Consider the following 15,535-nt stretch of genomic DNA (forward strand, 5'->3'; position numbering starts at 1 on the left):
GGGAGCGTATGCATTTAAGCGACATCCACGACAATAACTTCGTTTCCCTAAGCAACCTTTTGCTGGTACAGTTGCTTGCAGCAACTAATTCTTTAGGGAGGATCATGTCTGTCGCACCGGCCACCGCAGCCGACCTCGTCAGCCATATCTATGACCTCCAGCGCGCGCTGCGCTGCGTCACCATGGTCAACGTCAAAGGTCAAGATACGGGCATCGCACTCCAAGGCGTGCTCAAGTTCATTGGCGAAGGGGAAACCCGTGCCGCGCACCTCGCCGAACGGCTGGGGGTCAGCGCTCCGGTCCTCAGCCGGCACGTCGCGGAACTGGCGGACGCCGGCCTCGTGCTTCGCACTCCGGACCCCGACGACGGGAGGGCCCAGCTGCTGGCCCTCTCACCCAAGGGAAAGGAAAAGCTCGCAGAGCTGGTGCGCCACCGGGCAGAAACCCTGCAGGGCTACCTCGCCGACTGGAACGAGGACGACGCCGTTGCAACCGCCGCGATGCTGAACAAGCTCACCGCATCCCTGAAGAATTCCATCCGGGCAAGGGCGGCCGGAACCACCACCGAACACGCAGGAGTCAACTAATGGCCAACGTCACCGCCGCCGCGGACCAGGAGCAGGAGCGCCAGCGCCAGCGCTCCGCTAAACAGGAATCGCGGCAATCCAAGCGCCACGAACCCGGCGCACCCATGAACCACCGGCAGATCATGGAAGCCCTGACCGGCCTCCTTGCCGCCTTCTTCACCGCCATCCTCAGCAGCACCATCGTGGCGAACGCGCTGCCCACCATCATGTCCGAGCTCAAGGGCACCCAGACCGACTTCGCCTGGGTCATCACGGCCGCCCTGCTGGCCAACGCTGCCACCACCCCCATCTGGGGCAAGCTCGCCGACCTCTTCGACAAAAAGGTCCTGGTCCAGCTGAGCATCGTGATCTTCGTTGCCGGCTCGGTCATGGCAGGTTTCTCCGAAAACATTCCGTTCCTGCTCACCGCCCGCGTGATCCAAGGCATCGCCATGGGCGGGCTGACCGCCCTGGCGCAGGCCATCATCGGCTCCATCATCCCGCCGCGCGAGCGCGGCAAGTACTCCGGCTACATGGGCGCCGTCATGGCTGTCGGCACGGCCGGTGGCCCGCTGCTCGGCGGCTTCATCGTGGACAGCCCGCTGGGCTGGCGCTGGACCTTCTTTGTCTGCGTGCCGCTCGCCGTCGTCGCCCTGATTTTGCTCCAGATCACGCTCAAGGTTCCGCACATTAAGCGCCCCGCCAAGATCGACTGGCTCGGCGCCATCCTGCTCACGTCCGGCGTCAGCCTGCTCCTGGTCTGGGTTTCCTTCGCCGGCAACCCCGACTACTACGACTGGTGGTCCTGGCAGACCGCGGTAATGGTGGGCGGCGGTGTCCTCCTGCTGGCACTGCTGGTCCTGGTGGAATCCAAGGTGTCCCAGCCGATCATCCCGCTCAAGATCATCTCTGAGCGCACCACCGCCCTGGCCATCGTCGCGTCCGTGGCCGTTGGCGTGGCCATGTTCGGTTCCTCCACCTTCCTGGGCCAGTACTACCAGGTGGCCCGCGGCGCCACGCCCACCGAGGCCGGCCTGCTGACCCTGCCCATGATCGCCGGCAACCTGGTCGGTTCCGTCGTGTCCGGCCAGCTGATCAGCCGCTACGGCAAGTGGAAGCGCTTCCTGATCGGCGGCACCATCATGTTGATCGGCGGCCTGGCCCTGGCCGGGACCATGGACCACACCACCGAACTTTGGCTGACCGGCCTCTACACCGGCATCTTCGGCCTCGGACTGGGCATGCTGATGCAGAACCTCGTCCTCGCCGTGCAGAACACCGTGCAGGCCAAGGACATCGGTTCCGCCAGTGCCTCCGTCGCGTTCTTCCGCTCGGTGGGCGGCGCCATCGGCGTGTCCGTCCTGGGCGCCGTCATGGCCAACCACGTCAAGGATTTGGCCACCGACGGGCTCGCAAAAATCGGCATCCAAGCCGGCGGCAGCAGCGGTGCCACGCTGGACCTCAAGGACTTGCCCGCGCCGATTGCGGACATTATGCGCGCGGCCTACGGCGACGCCACGGCAGGCATCTTCATGATCACTGCCATTGTCAGCGTGGTGGCCCTCATCGCCGTCATCTTCATCAAGGAAAAGCCGCTGCGAAGGACCGTGGACATGACCCCCGAGGCGACCTTGCAGGCCAATGCCGCCGGTGAAGCGGGGATGACCGCCATGACCGGCCAGCTGCCGGTGGTTGCTGCCGCCGGGAACGGGCCCGTCCCCGGCGGACTGGGAACCGCGGCACGGACTTCTACGCATGCCGGTGCCGCAGTTGCCCCTGCCAAGACGTACGACGGCGGTGCTGCCGCCGCGGCGGCAGCGTCCGGAAGGGTTGCCACGGAGGACTTCGAGGAAGTCTTCGCCAGGAGTTTCCGCTCCGACGGGCTGGACCTGCGGTCCGCCGACAGCGTCGACAAGGCCGCGGACGCCGTGGCCAGCGCCGCTGACACGCTCCGGAAACTGCAGGACACCCAACAGCTCCTGGCCCGCCAGCAGGTGGAACTGGGCGGCCTGGTCCTGGATGTCCAGGAGCAGCTGCGTTCGCAGCGGGAGGTTGCAGCCAAGCAGGCGGCCACGGCCGCTGAGCTCAGCAGGGTCCAGCGCAAGCTCCTGAAGGAGCGCAAGCTGCAGGCTGCGGCCGCGCTGTACCTGGCAGGCCACGGCAAGCACAGTGCCGCCGCCCCCTCGCAGTCTCGCGCCGACCGGCCGGAGTCCGTGCAGGGAAGCTAGCCCGCCGCCGGCGGACCAGCCACGGCCCCCTTCCCGCCGACCTATTGCCGCGGACCCAATGCCGCAGCCCGCGCCCGGAGCACCCTCCGGGCGCGGGCTGCGGCATTTCCATCTGGTCATGGACCACTTTGGGGCAGAAAAAGCATTCATGCCCGGCGTCAATGTCAGTGGGGATCGCTAGAGTGAAACCATGCTCCTGACCCTCATTCGGCGCTACTCCAAACCGTACGCGCCGTACATCCTTGCTGTCGTCGTTTTCCAGCTTGCATCCACCATCGCCGCGCTCTACCTTCCCAGCCTGAACGCGCAGATCATCGATGAAGGGGTGGCGCGCGGGGACACCGATTTCATTTGGCGTACCGGTGCCATGATGCTCCTGGTGGCCTTCGCCCAGGTGGGTGCGGCCATTGCCGGCGTGTATTTCGGCTCCCGCACGGCCATGGCGGTGGGCCGGGACCTGCGGCGCGCGGTGTTCCGTAAGGTCACGAGCTTCTCTGCCAAGGACGTCAACGGGTTCGGAGCCCCCACCTTGATCACCCGAGGCACCAACGATGTCCAGCAGGTGCAGATGCTCCTGCTGATGGGGCTGAACTTCATGGTTGCCACCCCCATCATGTGCGTCGGCGGCATCATCATGGCGCTGCGCGAGGACCTCAACCTGTCGTGGCTCGTCTGGGTATCGGTTCCGCTGCTGGCAGTCGTGGTGGGGTACCTGGTGGTCCGGCTCATGCCGTTGTTCCGCACCATGCAGCGGAAGATCGACCGGATCAACGCCGTGCTGCGGGAGCAGATCATTGGCATCCGGGTGGTCCGGGCCTTCGTGCGTGAACCGTTCGAAACCGAACGTTTCGGCGGTGCCAACAAGGAACTTACGGACGTCTCGCTCCGGATTGGGGCACTGTTTGTCCTGATGTTCCCGGCCATCAGCATGATCCTGCACCTGTCCACCGCCGCGGTGCTATGGTTCGGCGGCCAGAGGGTGGACGCCGGGGCCATGCAGGTGGGATCGCTGACGGCGTTCCTGCAGTACCTGCTCCAGATCCTGATGGCCGTCATGATGGGCACCTTCATGGCAATGATGATCCCGCGCGCCTCCGTCTGCGCCGACCGCATCGGCGAGGTGCTCGGCGTGGAACCCTCCATCCACGATCCCCAGGACCCGCAGGCCCCGGCCTCGCTGGCCGGCGTGGTGGAGTACCGCAACGTCACCTTCGCCTACCCGGGAGCTGAGTCTCCGGTGCTCAGCAACATCAGCTTCACGGCCCGGCCCGGACAGACCATTGCCATCATCGGGTCCACGGGTGCGGGCAAGACGTCACTCCTGTCCCTCCTCCCCAGGCTGTACGACCCCGTGGAGGGCCAGGTACTGCTGGACGGCGTTCCGGTGGACCGCATGGACCGTGCCGAGATCACCAAACGGGTGGCCCTGGTGCCGCAGCGTCCGTACCTGTTCTCAGGGACCATCGAGCACAACCTCCGCTTCGGCAAGACCGAAGCCACGGACCAGGAATTGTGGGAGGCGCTCCGGGTAGCCCAGGGCGAGTCCTTCGTCCGGGAGAAGAAGAACGGGTTGGAATCACGGATCGCACAAGGTGGAACCAACGTATCCGGCGGCCAGCGGCAGCGCCTCTGCATTGCCCGTGCGCTGGTGACGAAGCCCCGGGTCTACCTCTTCGACGACTCCTTCTCGGCCCTGGACGTGGCCACGGACGCCCGGCTCCGGGCCGCCCTCAAAGGCACAACCTCGGACGCCACCGTCATCATCGTGGCCCAGCGGATCTCCACCATTACCGACGCCGACCAGATCCTGGTGCTGGACAACGGCAGGATCGTGGACCGCGGCACCCATGAGGAACTGCTGGAAACGTCGCCTACATACCAGGAAATCGTCGAATCCCAGCTGAGCGTGGAGGAAGTGGCATGAGCGCCCGCAAGAAGGACTCCAGCCCCATGGAAGAAACCCCGCTGCCCGCCCAGCCGGCGGCAGGCGCCGGAGAGGTCCCGCCCGGGCAGCCCGGCGACGAGGACTTCGTCGAGGAGGAGTTCACGCCCACCGAAGCGGACGGCGGCATGTTCGGTGCCATGCCCGCCAAGAAGGCCGAACACTTCTGGCCATCGGCCAAACGCCTCATGGGCCTGCTGAGGCCCGAAGCCGTTGGCATCTACGCCGTGGTGGGCCTGGTGGTGGTTTCCGTGGTCCTCAATGTCATCGCCCCCAAGATCCTCGGCCAGGCCATGGACGTCATCTTCGCCGGGGTCGTCGGCAAGCAGCTGCCCGCCGGGGCGAGCAAGGAGCAGTTCGTCGCCGGCCTTCGCCAGCAGGGCCAGGACAACTTCGCGGACATGGTGTCGCGGATGGAACTGGTACCCGGGACCGGCATCAACTTCGACAAGCTCACCACGCTGATCGCCGTGGTCCTGCTGATGTACTTCGTTGCAAACATCTTTATGTGGCTGCAGGGGTACGTGCTTAACCGCATTGTCATGAAGGTCATCCGGCGGCTGCGCGACGACACCGAGAGCAAGCTCAACCGCCTTCCGCTGAACTACTTCGACACCCGGCAGCGCGGCGACGTGCTGTCCCGGGTGACCAACGACGTCGACAACATCCAGCAGGCACTCCAACAGGCCTTTGCCCAGTTGGTCAACTCCGTGCTGACCGTGGTGGGCATCGTGATCATGATGTTCATCGTGTCCTGGCAGCTCGCCCTGATCGCCCTGATCGCCCTCCCGCTCTCCGGCGTGGCCGCAGGCATGATCGGGGTTCGAAGCCAGAAGCTCTTTGCGGCCCAGTGGAAGAACACCGGAACCCTTAACGGCCAAATCGAGGAGTCGTTCTCCGGGCACGACCTCGTCCGCGTGTTCGGCCGGGATGCGGACATGCTGGAGCGGTTCGAGGAACGCAACGAAGCACTCTACAAGGCAAGTTTCGGAGCGCAGTTCGTTTCCGGGATCATCTTCCCCGTCATGCAGTTCGTGTCCTACCTCAGCTACGTGGGCATCGCCGTGGTGGGCGGCCTGCGGGTGGCCTCCGGCGCCATGTCCCTGGGCGATGCGACGGCGTTCATCCAGTACTCCCGCGAGTTCACCCAGCCGCTGGGGCAGATGGCCGGCATGGCCAACATGCTGCAGTCGGGCGTGGCGTCCTCCGAGCGCGTCTTCGAATTCCTGGACGCCGACGAAGAGGAAGCGGAAACCGCCACCGAGCACCTGCCCGCCAAGACCGACGGCCATGTGGATTTCAAGAACGTCACCTTCAGCTACACCCCTGACAAGCCGCTCATCGAGGACCTGTCCTTCACGGCCGAGCCTGGAAATACCGTCGCGATCGTCGGTCCCACCGGGGCAGGCAAAACCACCTTGGTGAACCTGGTCATGCGGTTCTACGAGCTCAACTCCGGCTCCATCATGCTCGACGGCGTGGACGTGACCCACCTCAGCCGGGCGGAGCTGCGCTCCAAGGTGGGCATGGTGCTCCAGGACGCCTGGTTGTTCGGCGGGTCGATTTACGACAACATCCGGTACGGCAACCTCGAAGCCTCCGAGGAACAGGTCATGGCAGCGGCGAAGGCGACCTTCGTGGACCGCTTCGTCCGCGCGCTCCCCGAGGGCTACGACACCGTGATTGATGAGGAAGGAAACAACGTCAGCGCCGGCGAGAAGCAGCTGATCACCATCGCCCGCGCCTTCGTGGCCAACCCCTCGCTGCTGATCCTGGATGAAGCCACCAGCTCCGTGGACACCCGCACGGAACTGCTGGTGCAGAAGGCCATGGCGGCACTGCGCAGCGATCGAACCAGTTTCGTGATCGCGCACCGCCTCTCCACCATCCGTGACGCGGACACCATCCTGGTCATGGAGAACGGACGAATCGTCGAACAAGGCAACCACCAGGTGCTGCTCGCGGCCGGGGGCGCCTACCACCGCCTGTACATGTCCCAGTTTGCCGGTGCGGATGCGGGCGAGATGCCGGTGGATGATTCGACGGCGGTGCACAGCTGAGCGCGCACGGGGGCGGCCGGATCGAAGTCCTGGTGCCCATGCGGTGGGGCGACATGGACGCCTATGGCCACATCAACAACGTCCAGATCGTACGCATGCTGGAGGAGGCGAGGATCGCAGCCTTCGGACCGCCCCGGGGCGCCGGCCTGCCGGGCATCGAGCCGCACGTGTCCCTCTTCAATGACCTTCCGCCCGGAACCTTGGCCCTGGTGGTTGACCATAAGATCCGGTACGTACGGACACTCGAGTACCGCAACGTCCCGGCCGTGGTCCAGGTATGGATCGGCGCCGTCAAGGGGGCCAGTTTCGACATCCACTACGTCCTCCAGGACCCCGTCAGCAGGGAGGACTGCGTGAAGGCCAGCAGCCACCTGGCGTTCGTGGACGAAGCCACCGGCAGGGTACTGAGGCTCACCCAGGAACAAAAGGACCGGATGGCCCCGTACAGGCACTAAGCCCCTGTACAAGTCCGGCCCGACCCATTGGACTGGACCTACGACGGACAGCGAAAGGAAACCCTGATGGCCAGGACTAAGAACCGTGCCGCGCGGAAGAAGAAGACATGGAAGGAGATGTCCCCTTCCGGCAAGGCGGGCACCGTCCTGACGGCGATTGTGCAGGTGTCCCTGCTCATTGCCGCCCAGCGGGACATCTCCCGCCGGCCTGCGGAGCTCATCAACGGGCCGAAGGCTGCCTGGCGGGCGGCTTCCTTCGTCAACTTCATCGGACCCATGGGGTACTTCGTCTTTGGCCGGAAGCGGTCTGCCGGCGGCGCCTAAACCGGCAGGCGGGGACGGCAGGCCGCGGCGGCAGCGAACCGGCGTGGAGCCGCCGCCCAGCTTGACCCTGTAAATTTGAGGGCATGACCCCCACCGCCATTGCTGCCATGACCCGCGCCCTCGGCATCTCCAGGGAGATCGAAGACGCAGCGTGGTTTGTCCTGGGCCCGGGCCTGCAGGGAAAGGCGTCGCCGCTGGACGGGCGAACCCGGACGTGGTCGGTCGCGGCGGCTTCAGAGCTTCTGGACCGCCTGGAGCGGGGTATTCCGGACGCCAAGGCGCCGATGATGACCAACCTCCGCGAGAACCTGGGCGGCGCCACCCGTGGAGCCAAGCAACTGGCGGTGGAGCTGCTCTTCCTGCAGTCCCTGCCGCTGGCCCACGAAGTGAAATCCCTCAAGGTCAAGCGCGCCCGCGTCGCCGAGGCCGCCGGCTGGCTGGAGCCGCCGCTTGAGCTTCCCGAAGAGCTTTACGCGGGCATGACGGACCACGGCGTGATCCGCGACCGGACGGCTGAATTCAACTGGACCATCTGGGACCACCTCAAGTGGCTTTGCCGGTTCGTCCGGAACGTCGCACAGCGGCCGGCCGCCGTGGTGCAGGCCGCCATCAAGGATCCCCTGCAGTTCCACCGCCTTGCGGCCTCCACGCCGGATGACCAGCCTGCCATCCGCCGCAGCATCGAATTCCTGGCGTGGCCCAGCTACTTCGAGCCCGTGGTGGCGGATGTGGAGCGGCAGGAAATCCGTGACGCGTTCGCCTCGCTCGTGGGCGGGGCCAACGGCGACAGCGAAGAGGACATCACCGCGGACATCCACCGCATCCGCCTGCACCTGGACGAGCAGGCGGGCCAGCGCATCGACTGGTACTCCCGGCAACTGGTCAGCCAGTGGCGCAAAGTCGGGGACCCCGGACGGCGGGCCTGGCTGCTCCGGACCCACGGCGACCACCCCGAGCTCCTCACAGCCTGGCACGCGGAGGAGAAAGTGACCCTGGACGTCGAACATCTCCGCCCCCTGGAGCCGGGGGTCAGTGCAGGCGTGGTCCAACACGCCGTGGACGAGGACTACAAGCACCTTGGCTACGTGGAGCGTGAGGACACCAAAACCGCTGCCCTGGCGTTCCTCACCGTCATGAAGCCCGGGGACCTGGTGCTCTACCAGCACGCCGGTACGGTGCGGCTGGGTGGCGTGCTGGGGGAGCCGGAGTACAACGACGACAACCGCCGGCTGCGGCGCAAGGTGCGCTGGTTCGACGTCGGCCACGCCACCACCAGCCTGCCCCGCCACGTCCAGCGCCAGCTCAGCACGCCCGGCATCGTCGTGGACGCCACCAGGGTGGTGCAGGCGCTGCAGGCGCTCCTGCCCGCAGAAGCGGAGACCGAGCCAGACGCCGAAACCGAAGGCGCCGCCGTCGTACCCCCCGTCCAGGAGGGCTTCCGCGCACTGACGCCCGAGTTCGCCGCGTCCCTGCACATGGAGCTGGAACCGCTCCAGGAGATCGCCGAGCTGCTCGAGGAAAACCGCCAGGTGGTCCTCTACGGTCCGCCCGGCACCGGCAAGACCTACCTGGCCAAGCACCTCGCGGCGGAGCTGGCGGATGACACCACGGACGAACGCGTCAAACTGGTCCAGTTCCACCCGTCCTACGCCTACGAGGATTTCTTCGAGGGATACCGGCCGGACAAGACCGACGACGGACAGGTCTCCTTCAAACTGGTGGCCGGCCCCCTGCGCCGGTTGGCGGAAGAAGCCGCGAAACCCGGGAACGAGAAGAAGCCGTACTTCCTCATCATTGACGAGATGAACCGCGCCAACCTGGCCAAGGTGTTCGGCGAGCTGTACTTCCTGCTGGAATACCGCGATGACCGGATCTACCTGCAGTACAGCCCCAACGAACCCTTCACGCTGCCGGACAACCTCTACATCATCGGCACCATGAACACCGCGGACCGGTCCATCGCCATGATGGACGCCGCCATCCGGCGCCGTTTCTCCTTCATTGAGCTGCACCCGCAGACGGAGCCGGTGAAGGGGTCCCTGCTCCGGTTCCTGGCGACCCGGCAGCTGGACACCACCCCGGCTCTGTTGCTGGATGCGCTCAACGGTGCCATCGACGAATGGGACCGGGACCTGATGATCGGGCCGTCCTACTTCATGAAACCGGCAGCCCAGACCCCGGCCGGGCTGCGCCGGATCTGGAAATACGAGCTCATGCCGCTGCTGGAGGAGCACTACCATGGCCAGCTGACCAGGGCCCAGCTGGAGGAACGTTTCGGGCTGGACCAGCTGCTGGGACGCCTTGCAGCGCGCTGACCCCCGGGCGTCCGTCCGGCACCTGGTCCTGGACGAGCTGTCCGGCGGCATGGTGGAACGGCTGGACGCACCAAGCGCGTCCTTCCTGAACGCCAGCGGCCTGGCCAGGGCCTCGCCTATGGGCATGGGGTTGTACCGGATCGAGCCGGTGGGCAAGGTGGGCTCCGTGCGGACCCCAACGGTGCAGCTCGACGTCCGGCCCAAGGACCGGCTGGGTCTGGGCAGGCTCCTGTTCCTGCTCAGCTACGCGGGGGAACAGGGCTTTCGCCCGGACGCCGTGGCCGCCGACGAAGAACGCGACCTTTGGAGTGCGCTGGCGGAATCCCTGGCGCAATTGGCCGAACGCGCCTTGGGCCGCGGCGTCCTGCAGGGCTACCTCACAGTGGACGAATCCTTGCGGACCGTCAAGGGGCGGATCCGGATTTCGGACCAGATCTCACGCCGGCCGGGAATGCTGGTTCCCTTGGAGGTCTCCTACGACGAGTTCACCGAGGACATCGCGGAAAACCGGATCCTGCGGGCGGCCCTGGAACGAATGGGGCAGGTGCCCGGCGTGCGGCCGGAGGTGCTGGGCCGGCTGCGGCAGCTGAAGGGAAAGCTCGACGCCGTCACCCGCCTTCCGTCCGGGGCGCCGGTTCCGCCGTGGAAGCCAACCAGGATGAACCTGCGCTACCACGCCGTCCTGCGCCTGGCCGAGCTGATCCTGCGCAACGCCTCCGCGGAATCAGGCGAGGGCAAGCAGCAGACGGCCTCATTCGTGGTGGACATGGCGCAGGTGTTCGAGGATTTTGTGGGCACCGCGTTGCGCAGCGCGATGGCCGCCTACCCGGGGGAGCTGCGGCTTCGCTACAACGCCCTGCTCAGCGAGGCCGTGCGCGATTCCGACCGTTTGTCCGTCCGTCCGGACGCCGTGCACCTGCTGGGTGGGCGCCCGGTGGTGGCCTACAACGCCAAATACCGGGCAGCCTCCGACGCCGGTGCTTCCCTGACCGCTGACCACTACCAGATGCTGGCGCACTGCACCGCCCTTGCGGTGCCTACCGCCTGGCTCGTCTACGCCGGGAAGGGCGAAATGAAACTCCGCCGGATCCTGAACACGGACATCGACATTGTGGAGTTCCCGCTGGACCTCAGCCAGCCGCCGTCGGACATCCTGGACTCCATCCGGGACCTTGCCCGGCAGTCCTGGGGCGAAGTCGCCCGCGTTTCGGCAAGCTCAACCACCGGTGGTTGAGCCGGTCGAAGTCAGACCGGCACCCGGAACGTAAACGTCGTCCCCTTCCCGAGCGTGCTGTCGACGTCGATGGTCCCGCCGTGGGCCTCGACGATCGCCTTGCTGATGGGCAGGCCCAGCCCCACCCCGGGGATCGCGGTGCGCCGGACGTTGCTGGTGCGGAAGAACTTGGCGAAAACCTCCGACGCGTCTTCCGGGCTCATGCCCATGCCCGTGTCCGATACCCTGCAGGCCAGGTGTCCGTCCTCCTGCGCCAGCGAGACCACCACCTGGCCGCCGTCGGGGGAATACTTGATGGCGTTGGACACCAGGTTGTCCAGCACCTGCGAGATCCGGGCGCTGTCCACGTGGGCCTCGAGCTGCGGCGGAGTTTCGGCACGCAGTTCCACCCCGGCCGCGGCAGCCCGCGGCATCGCCGAGGACACACTGCTTTGCACCAGTTCGGCCACGTCAACGGTGTGGGGTGTGACGATCAACTGGCCGTTCCGGCTGGACAACAGGTCCGAGACCAGGGTCAGGAGCCGCTCGGAATTGCGGTGGATGATCTCCAGCATCTCCCGCTGCGACTGGTCCGGTTCGTCGGCGAGCAGGATCTCGACGTAGCCCAGGATGGACGTCAGCGGGGTGCGGAACTCGTGCGAGACGCTGGAGACGAAGTCGTCCTTGGCGGCGAGGGCGTTCACCAGGTCCGTGACGTCGCTGAAGACGATCACGGAACCGGCGAAGCGGCCGTCCGAATCCTTCATGGGCCGGGCTGTGGTCACCAGGGCCCGTTGTTGGCTTCCTTCACCCAGCCACACCAGGTAGTCGGTGAAGGTTTCCCCCAGGACGGCGCGGCGGACCGGACGTTCCGCCACGGGGACCAGGGTCTTCCGGTCCGGGCCGAAGACCAGGAGCTGGGACTCGTTGGGGTCCGCAATATCCTTTGGCCGTGCCAGCTCGTGGTTGGCCCGTTGCTTCCGGTTCATCAGCACGTCGTGGCCGTCGGCGTCCACCGCCAGGACACCAAGGTGCACGGTATCCAGGACGGTGTTCAGCAGCGACTCCTGCCGCTTGCTGGTGCGCAGGCTGGCCCGCAGTTGCTCGTCCTTGTCCTCCAGCTGGTTCTGCTGGCGCATCATGCTCAGCGTCAGGACGCTCACGGACACTCCAATCCCCAGCATCATGACGGGCAGCAGGAGGGACCGGGCGAAGTCCTGCGGGGTGTAGTTGCCTTTCAGGAGCAGCGGCACCCAGATGATGGCCAGTGGACCCAGGAAGGAGAACCACAGTGCCGCCTTGGGGTAGTACCCGGAGGCGCAGAGCCAGATGACGGGGAACACGGCCAGCAGGCTGATTCCGGTAAGGCTTTCCTGGCCGCCCTCGCGGCCTGCACCAATAGAGATGAAGTCCAGCACCGGGATGGCCAGGAAACTGGTGTACGGCAGCCGGTCCCACGGGACGGCGTAGCAAAGCGCCATGAGCACCAGCTGGGAGATGAGAAAGGTGACGAACAGGGGATTGCCCATGGTGTCCGGGAAGAACGCCCACACCAGGAATGCCGTGAGGAGAGTGGTGACGAACAACGGCATCTGGCTCAATGCCACCCGGTCCGTCAGCCGGTATTCATGGAAGGGCCGCTTGAAAAACCGCAGCCGACCGGATGACCAGGCCGTCGGGGCGCTCATCGTTCGGTAGACGCGGAAGTCGGAGTGTTCGAGACCATACCAGCAGGATATCCGCAGCCAGCTATACTTCTGACGTTGGCACTGAGGGGGCTCTATGAGTGAGGCACGTGTGGGTCTGGTCATCGAAGATGACCACGACATTCGGGAACTGGTTCGCACTGTGCTGACCCAGGCTGGATTTGACGTTACCGTCGCCAGTGGCGGCGCTGAGGGCGTCTTGATGGCCAAGAGCCTGAATCCTGACGTTATTACGCTGGATTTGGGACTGCCGGACATTGACGGCTTTGAAGTTTCCCGGCAGATCCGGGAGTTTTCGGACGCCTATATTGTGATGTTGACGGCGCGTACCGAAGAGCTGGACACGTTGATCGGGCTCGAATCGGGTGCGGACGACTACCTCACCAAACCGTTCCGGCCCCGGGAGCTCCGTGCCCGGGTCGCGGCCATGATGCGGCGCCCACGGTCCGTTCCGGACCCCGGCGACGTCGCGGTGGACCCGTCGTCGGACGGCGCCGCCCACCCGGAGCGTGGAAACTTCAGCCACAACGGCCTTGAGTTGAGCTACGCGTCCCGTACCGTAACCGTCGACGGCACGGAAATGAACCTGACCCGCACCGAATTCGAGCTGCTGTACGCGCTCCTCGAGGCGGGCCGCACGGTCCGGACCAAGTCGGACCTGGTGCGCCGGCTCCGGGACGAGGATTACGACGTCGGCAGCTACATCAGCGAGGCTGACGAACGTTCCGTCGAAGTCCACATGGGAAACCTTCGCAAGAAGCTGGGCGACTCGCCGCAGCAGCCGCGGTGGCTGCAGACAGTCCGCGGGGTCGGTTACCGGTTGGCGCCGGGACAACACTGAGCCTGTAACCGGTGGATGGTCTGCCGGCTGCACTGGGTGATGGGCCGCAGGAACGTCGCCGCCAGCCTCGGCAACGCCACCGACATGTCAGCGTGGCGGGCCTCGGCCCTGATTTCGGCTTCCAGGTCCTGGGCCATGCCCGCCAGCCGTTCAGCACCGACCATTTGGCTTGCCGTCTTCAGGCTGAGGACCGCGTCCATTGAACCTTCCAGGTCACCCGTGGTGAGGGCGAGCCTCAGCTTTTCCAGCCGCTCCGGGAGGTAGTCGATGAAGTTGGCCACGAAGACCCGGCCGTAGCCCTCTTCCTCCTCAAGCTCTTCCCGCAAACGGTCCAGGACCGATGGGTCCACCAGCGGTCTGGGTGCATCATCTGAGGTGCTCATGACACTCCTTTCGGCTGACACTGCGGACTCTGGAACCACGTGAAATTGCGGACTCTGGAACCACGCGGTTAGGCGTGGGAACCGGTGTTTGTTCAGGTTAGGACTGTTCCCGGGCGGCATCCGGGGTTGGGAAATTAATTGCGGGTTTCTTGATGAGATTGCGGTTTTTGGCCCTATCATCAAGCCAGTGCTTTTCGCGCTACCACACAAGCGGCCTGGCCGCCTTCAAATCTGGGGATAGATTGCCGTGTTTCGTTCGCTGAAGATTTTTGTCCTGGCTTTGTTGGTGGCCTCCGGATTGGTGGTGGCCGCGGTCCAACCAGCCAGCGCGGCCACCTCGCCTCAAATCACCCTCAACCCGGCGTCCGGTCCGGCCGGCTCCGCCGTGACCGTCGCCGGAACCGGGTTCAAGGCCTCCACTACCGGGACGGTGATTGTGGGTTCGGCGACTTTCGCGTTCCAGACCAGCTCCACCGGGGCGTTCAGTACCGGCATCACCATTCCTGCCGCGTCCACCGGAAGCATCACCATTGCCGCCAAGACCTCGTCCATCAAGGCATCCGCCACGTTCGTAGTGCAACCGGCGCCGGCCCCTCCCACCGTCAGCAGCGCGGCCCTTCGCTTCGGGGTGGCCAACGCCGGGGGGCCGTTGGCCGGCAGTGAGTTGGACGAGGTAGCCACCCTTGCCGGGGAAAGTCCGTCCATCCTGATGATCTACAAGGATTTCCTCCAAGCGCCTCCGGTGGCTGAGATGGACGCCGCCCGCTCCCGGGGTGCCACCCCGTTGGTCACCTGGGAACCGTGGGCGTGGGGTGGTGGGGTGAACCAGCCTGCCTACGCTTTGGACCGGGTGGCCGCCGGCGATTTCGACGCGACCATCACCCAGTGGGGCCAGTCAATCGCTGCCTGGGGCAAGCCGGTGATGTTGCGTTTCGCCCATGAAATGAACGGCAACTGGTACCCGTGGGCGGAGGGCGTCAACGGCAACCAGCCAGGCGACTACGTGGCCGCCTGGCGGCATGTGCACGACGTCGTCGCCGCCACGGGTGCCGCCAACGTCCAGTGGGTGTGGTCGCCCAACGTGCCCTACTGGGGGTCCACGGACCTGGCAGGTTTGTACCCGGGCGGGGGATACGTCGACGTCGTGGCCCTGGACGGCTACAACTGGGGCACGTCGCAAACCTGGAGCAGCTGGGTTTCACCCGTGGACCTCTTTGCCCCGGGCATCACCCAGCTCCGTTCCCTTGCCCCGGGGAAACCGGTCCTGATTGCCGAGACCGCCTCCAGCGAGCTGGGCGGTTCCAAGCCGACGTGGAACACGGACCTGGTGTCCTACCTGGCCGCGCAGCCAGACGTCATGGGCTTCGTCTGGTTCCACATGCAAAAGGAAACCGACTGGCGCATCAACAGCAGCGCGTCGTCGGCCACCGCGTTCAAGTCAGCCTTGTTGGCCCGGAGGAGCTAGGGGATAGGGGCGCTGCTCCGGAACGACGGGTGGCGGG

The 15,535-nt window shown here is 65.7% G+C and carries 12 protein-coding genes; 10 read left to right on the forward strand and 2 right to left on the reverse strand.

Annotation, left to right across the window (positions count from 1 at the left end):
• Positions 1–104 precede the first annotated feature (104 nt).
• The 8 genes from QRM96_RS04025 (at position 105) to QRM96_RS04060 (ending at position 11,124) form a co-directional block, all read left to right on the forward strand.
• On the forward strand, positions 105–587 hold the full coding sequence (locus QRM96_RS04025) for a MarR family winged helix-turn-helix transcriptional regulator (RefSeq protein ID WP_285318479.1): 483 nt from the start codon (positions 105–107) through the stop codon (positions 585–587).
• On the forward strand, positions 587–2,794 hold the full coding sequence (locus tag QRM96_RS04030; protein ID WP_285318481.1) for an MDR family MFS transporter: 2,208 nt from the start codon (positions 587–589) through the stop codon (positions 2,792–2,794). Before QRM96_RS04025 ends, QRM96_RS04030 begins: the two co-directional genes overlap by 1 nt.
• A 190-nt stretch (positions 2,795–2,984) precedes the next feature.
• The gene (locus QRM96_RS04035) at positions 2,985–4,718 is read left to right on the forward strand and encodes an ABC transporter ATP-binding protein (protein WP_285318482.1); all 1,734 of its coding nucleotides are present in this window, start codon (positions 2,985–2,987) and stop codon (positions 4,716–4,718) included.
• Positions 4,715–6,796, forward strand: a complete 2,082-nt coding sequence (locus tag QRM96_RS04040) for an ABC transporter ATP-binding protein (RefSeq protein WP_133832490.1) — start codon at positions 4,715–4,717, stop codon at positions 6,794–6,796. The genes QRM96_RS04035 and QRM96_RS04040 overlap by 4 nt, the downstream gene beginning before the upstream one ends.
• 38 nt (positions 6,797–6,834) lie before the next feature.
• The gene (locus QRM96_RS04045) at positions 6,835–7,251 is read left to right on the forward strand and encodes an acyl-CoA thioesterase (RefSeq protein ID WP_018762213.1); all 417 of its coding nucleotides are present in this window, start codon (positions 6,835–6,837) and stop codon (positions 7,249–7,251) included.
• Positions 7,252–7,317: 66 nt separating this feature from the next.
• On the forward strand, positions 7,318–7,575 hold the full coding sequence (locus QRM96_RS04050) for a PLD nuclease N-terminal domain-containing protein (RefSeq protein ID WP_285318484.1): 258 nt from the start codon (positions 7,318–7,320) through the stop codon (positions 7,573–7,575).
• 83 nt (positions 7,576–7,658) lie between these two features.
• Positions 7,659–9,890 carry an McrB family protein gene (locus tag QRM96_RS04055; protein ID WP_133832488.1) on the forward strand — a complete coding sequence of 744 codons (2,232 nt, stop codon included), beginning with the start codon at positions 7,659–7,661 and terminating at the stop codon, positions 9,888–9,890.
• Complete coding sequence (locus QRM96_RS04060; RefSeq protein ID WP_285318486.1) at positions 9,877–11,124, forward strand: 5-methylcytosine restriction system specificity protein McrC; 1,248 nt, start codon at positions 9,877–9,879, stop codon at positions 11,122–11,124. The genes QRM96_RS04055 and QRM96_RS04060 overlap by 14 nt, the downstream gene beginning before the upstream one ends.
• Before the next feature lie 11 nt (positions 11,125–11,135).
• Here QRM96_RS04060 and QRM96_RS04065 read toward each other — a convergent pair whose 3' ends face one another.
• Complete coding sequence (locus QRM96_RS04065) at positions 11,136–12,791, reverse strand: sensor histidine kinase (protein WP_133832487.1); 1,656 nt, start codon at positions 12,789–12,791, stop codon at positions 11,136–11,138.
• Between the two features lie 94 nt (positions 12,792–12,885).
• Here QRM96_RS04065 and QRM96_RS04070 point away from each other — a divergent pair, with 94 nt between their 5' ends.
• Positions 12,886–13,650 (forward strand): response regulator transcription factor, encoded by a 765-nt coding sequence (locus QRM96_RS04070; protein ID WP_208294429.1) that lies wholly within the window; start codon positions 12,886–12,888, stop codon positions 13,648–13,650.
• On the opposite strand, the gene QRM96_RS04075 is transcribed toward QRM96_RS04070, so the two are convergent.
• The gene (locus QRM96_RS04075) at positions 13,623–14,033 is read right to left on the reverse strand and encodes an Hpt domain-containing protein (RefSeq protein WP_018762219.1); all 411 of its coding nucleotides are present in this window, start codon (positions 14,031–14,033) and stop codon (positions 13,623–13,625) included. The genes QRM96_RS04070 and QRM96_RS04075 overlap by 28 nt on opposite strands.
• A gap of 247 nt (positions 14,034–14,280) precedes the next feature.
• Here QRM96_RS04075 and QRM96_RS04080 point away from each other — a divergent pair, with 247 nt between their 5' ends.
• Entirely contained in the window at positions 14,281–15,498 is a 1,218-nt protein-coding gene (locus QRM96_RS04080) for a glycosyl hydrolase (RefSeq protein WP_018762220.1), read from the forward strand.
• Positions 15,499–15,535: the final 37 nt, after the last annotated feature.

Source organism: Pseudarthrobacter sp. lyk4-40-TYG-27, assembly GCF_030209295.1.
Lineage (GTDB): Bacteria > Actinomycetota > Actinomycetes > Actinomycetales > Micrococcaceae > Arthrobacter.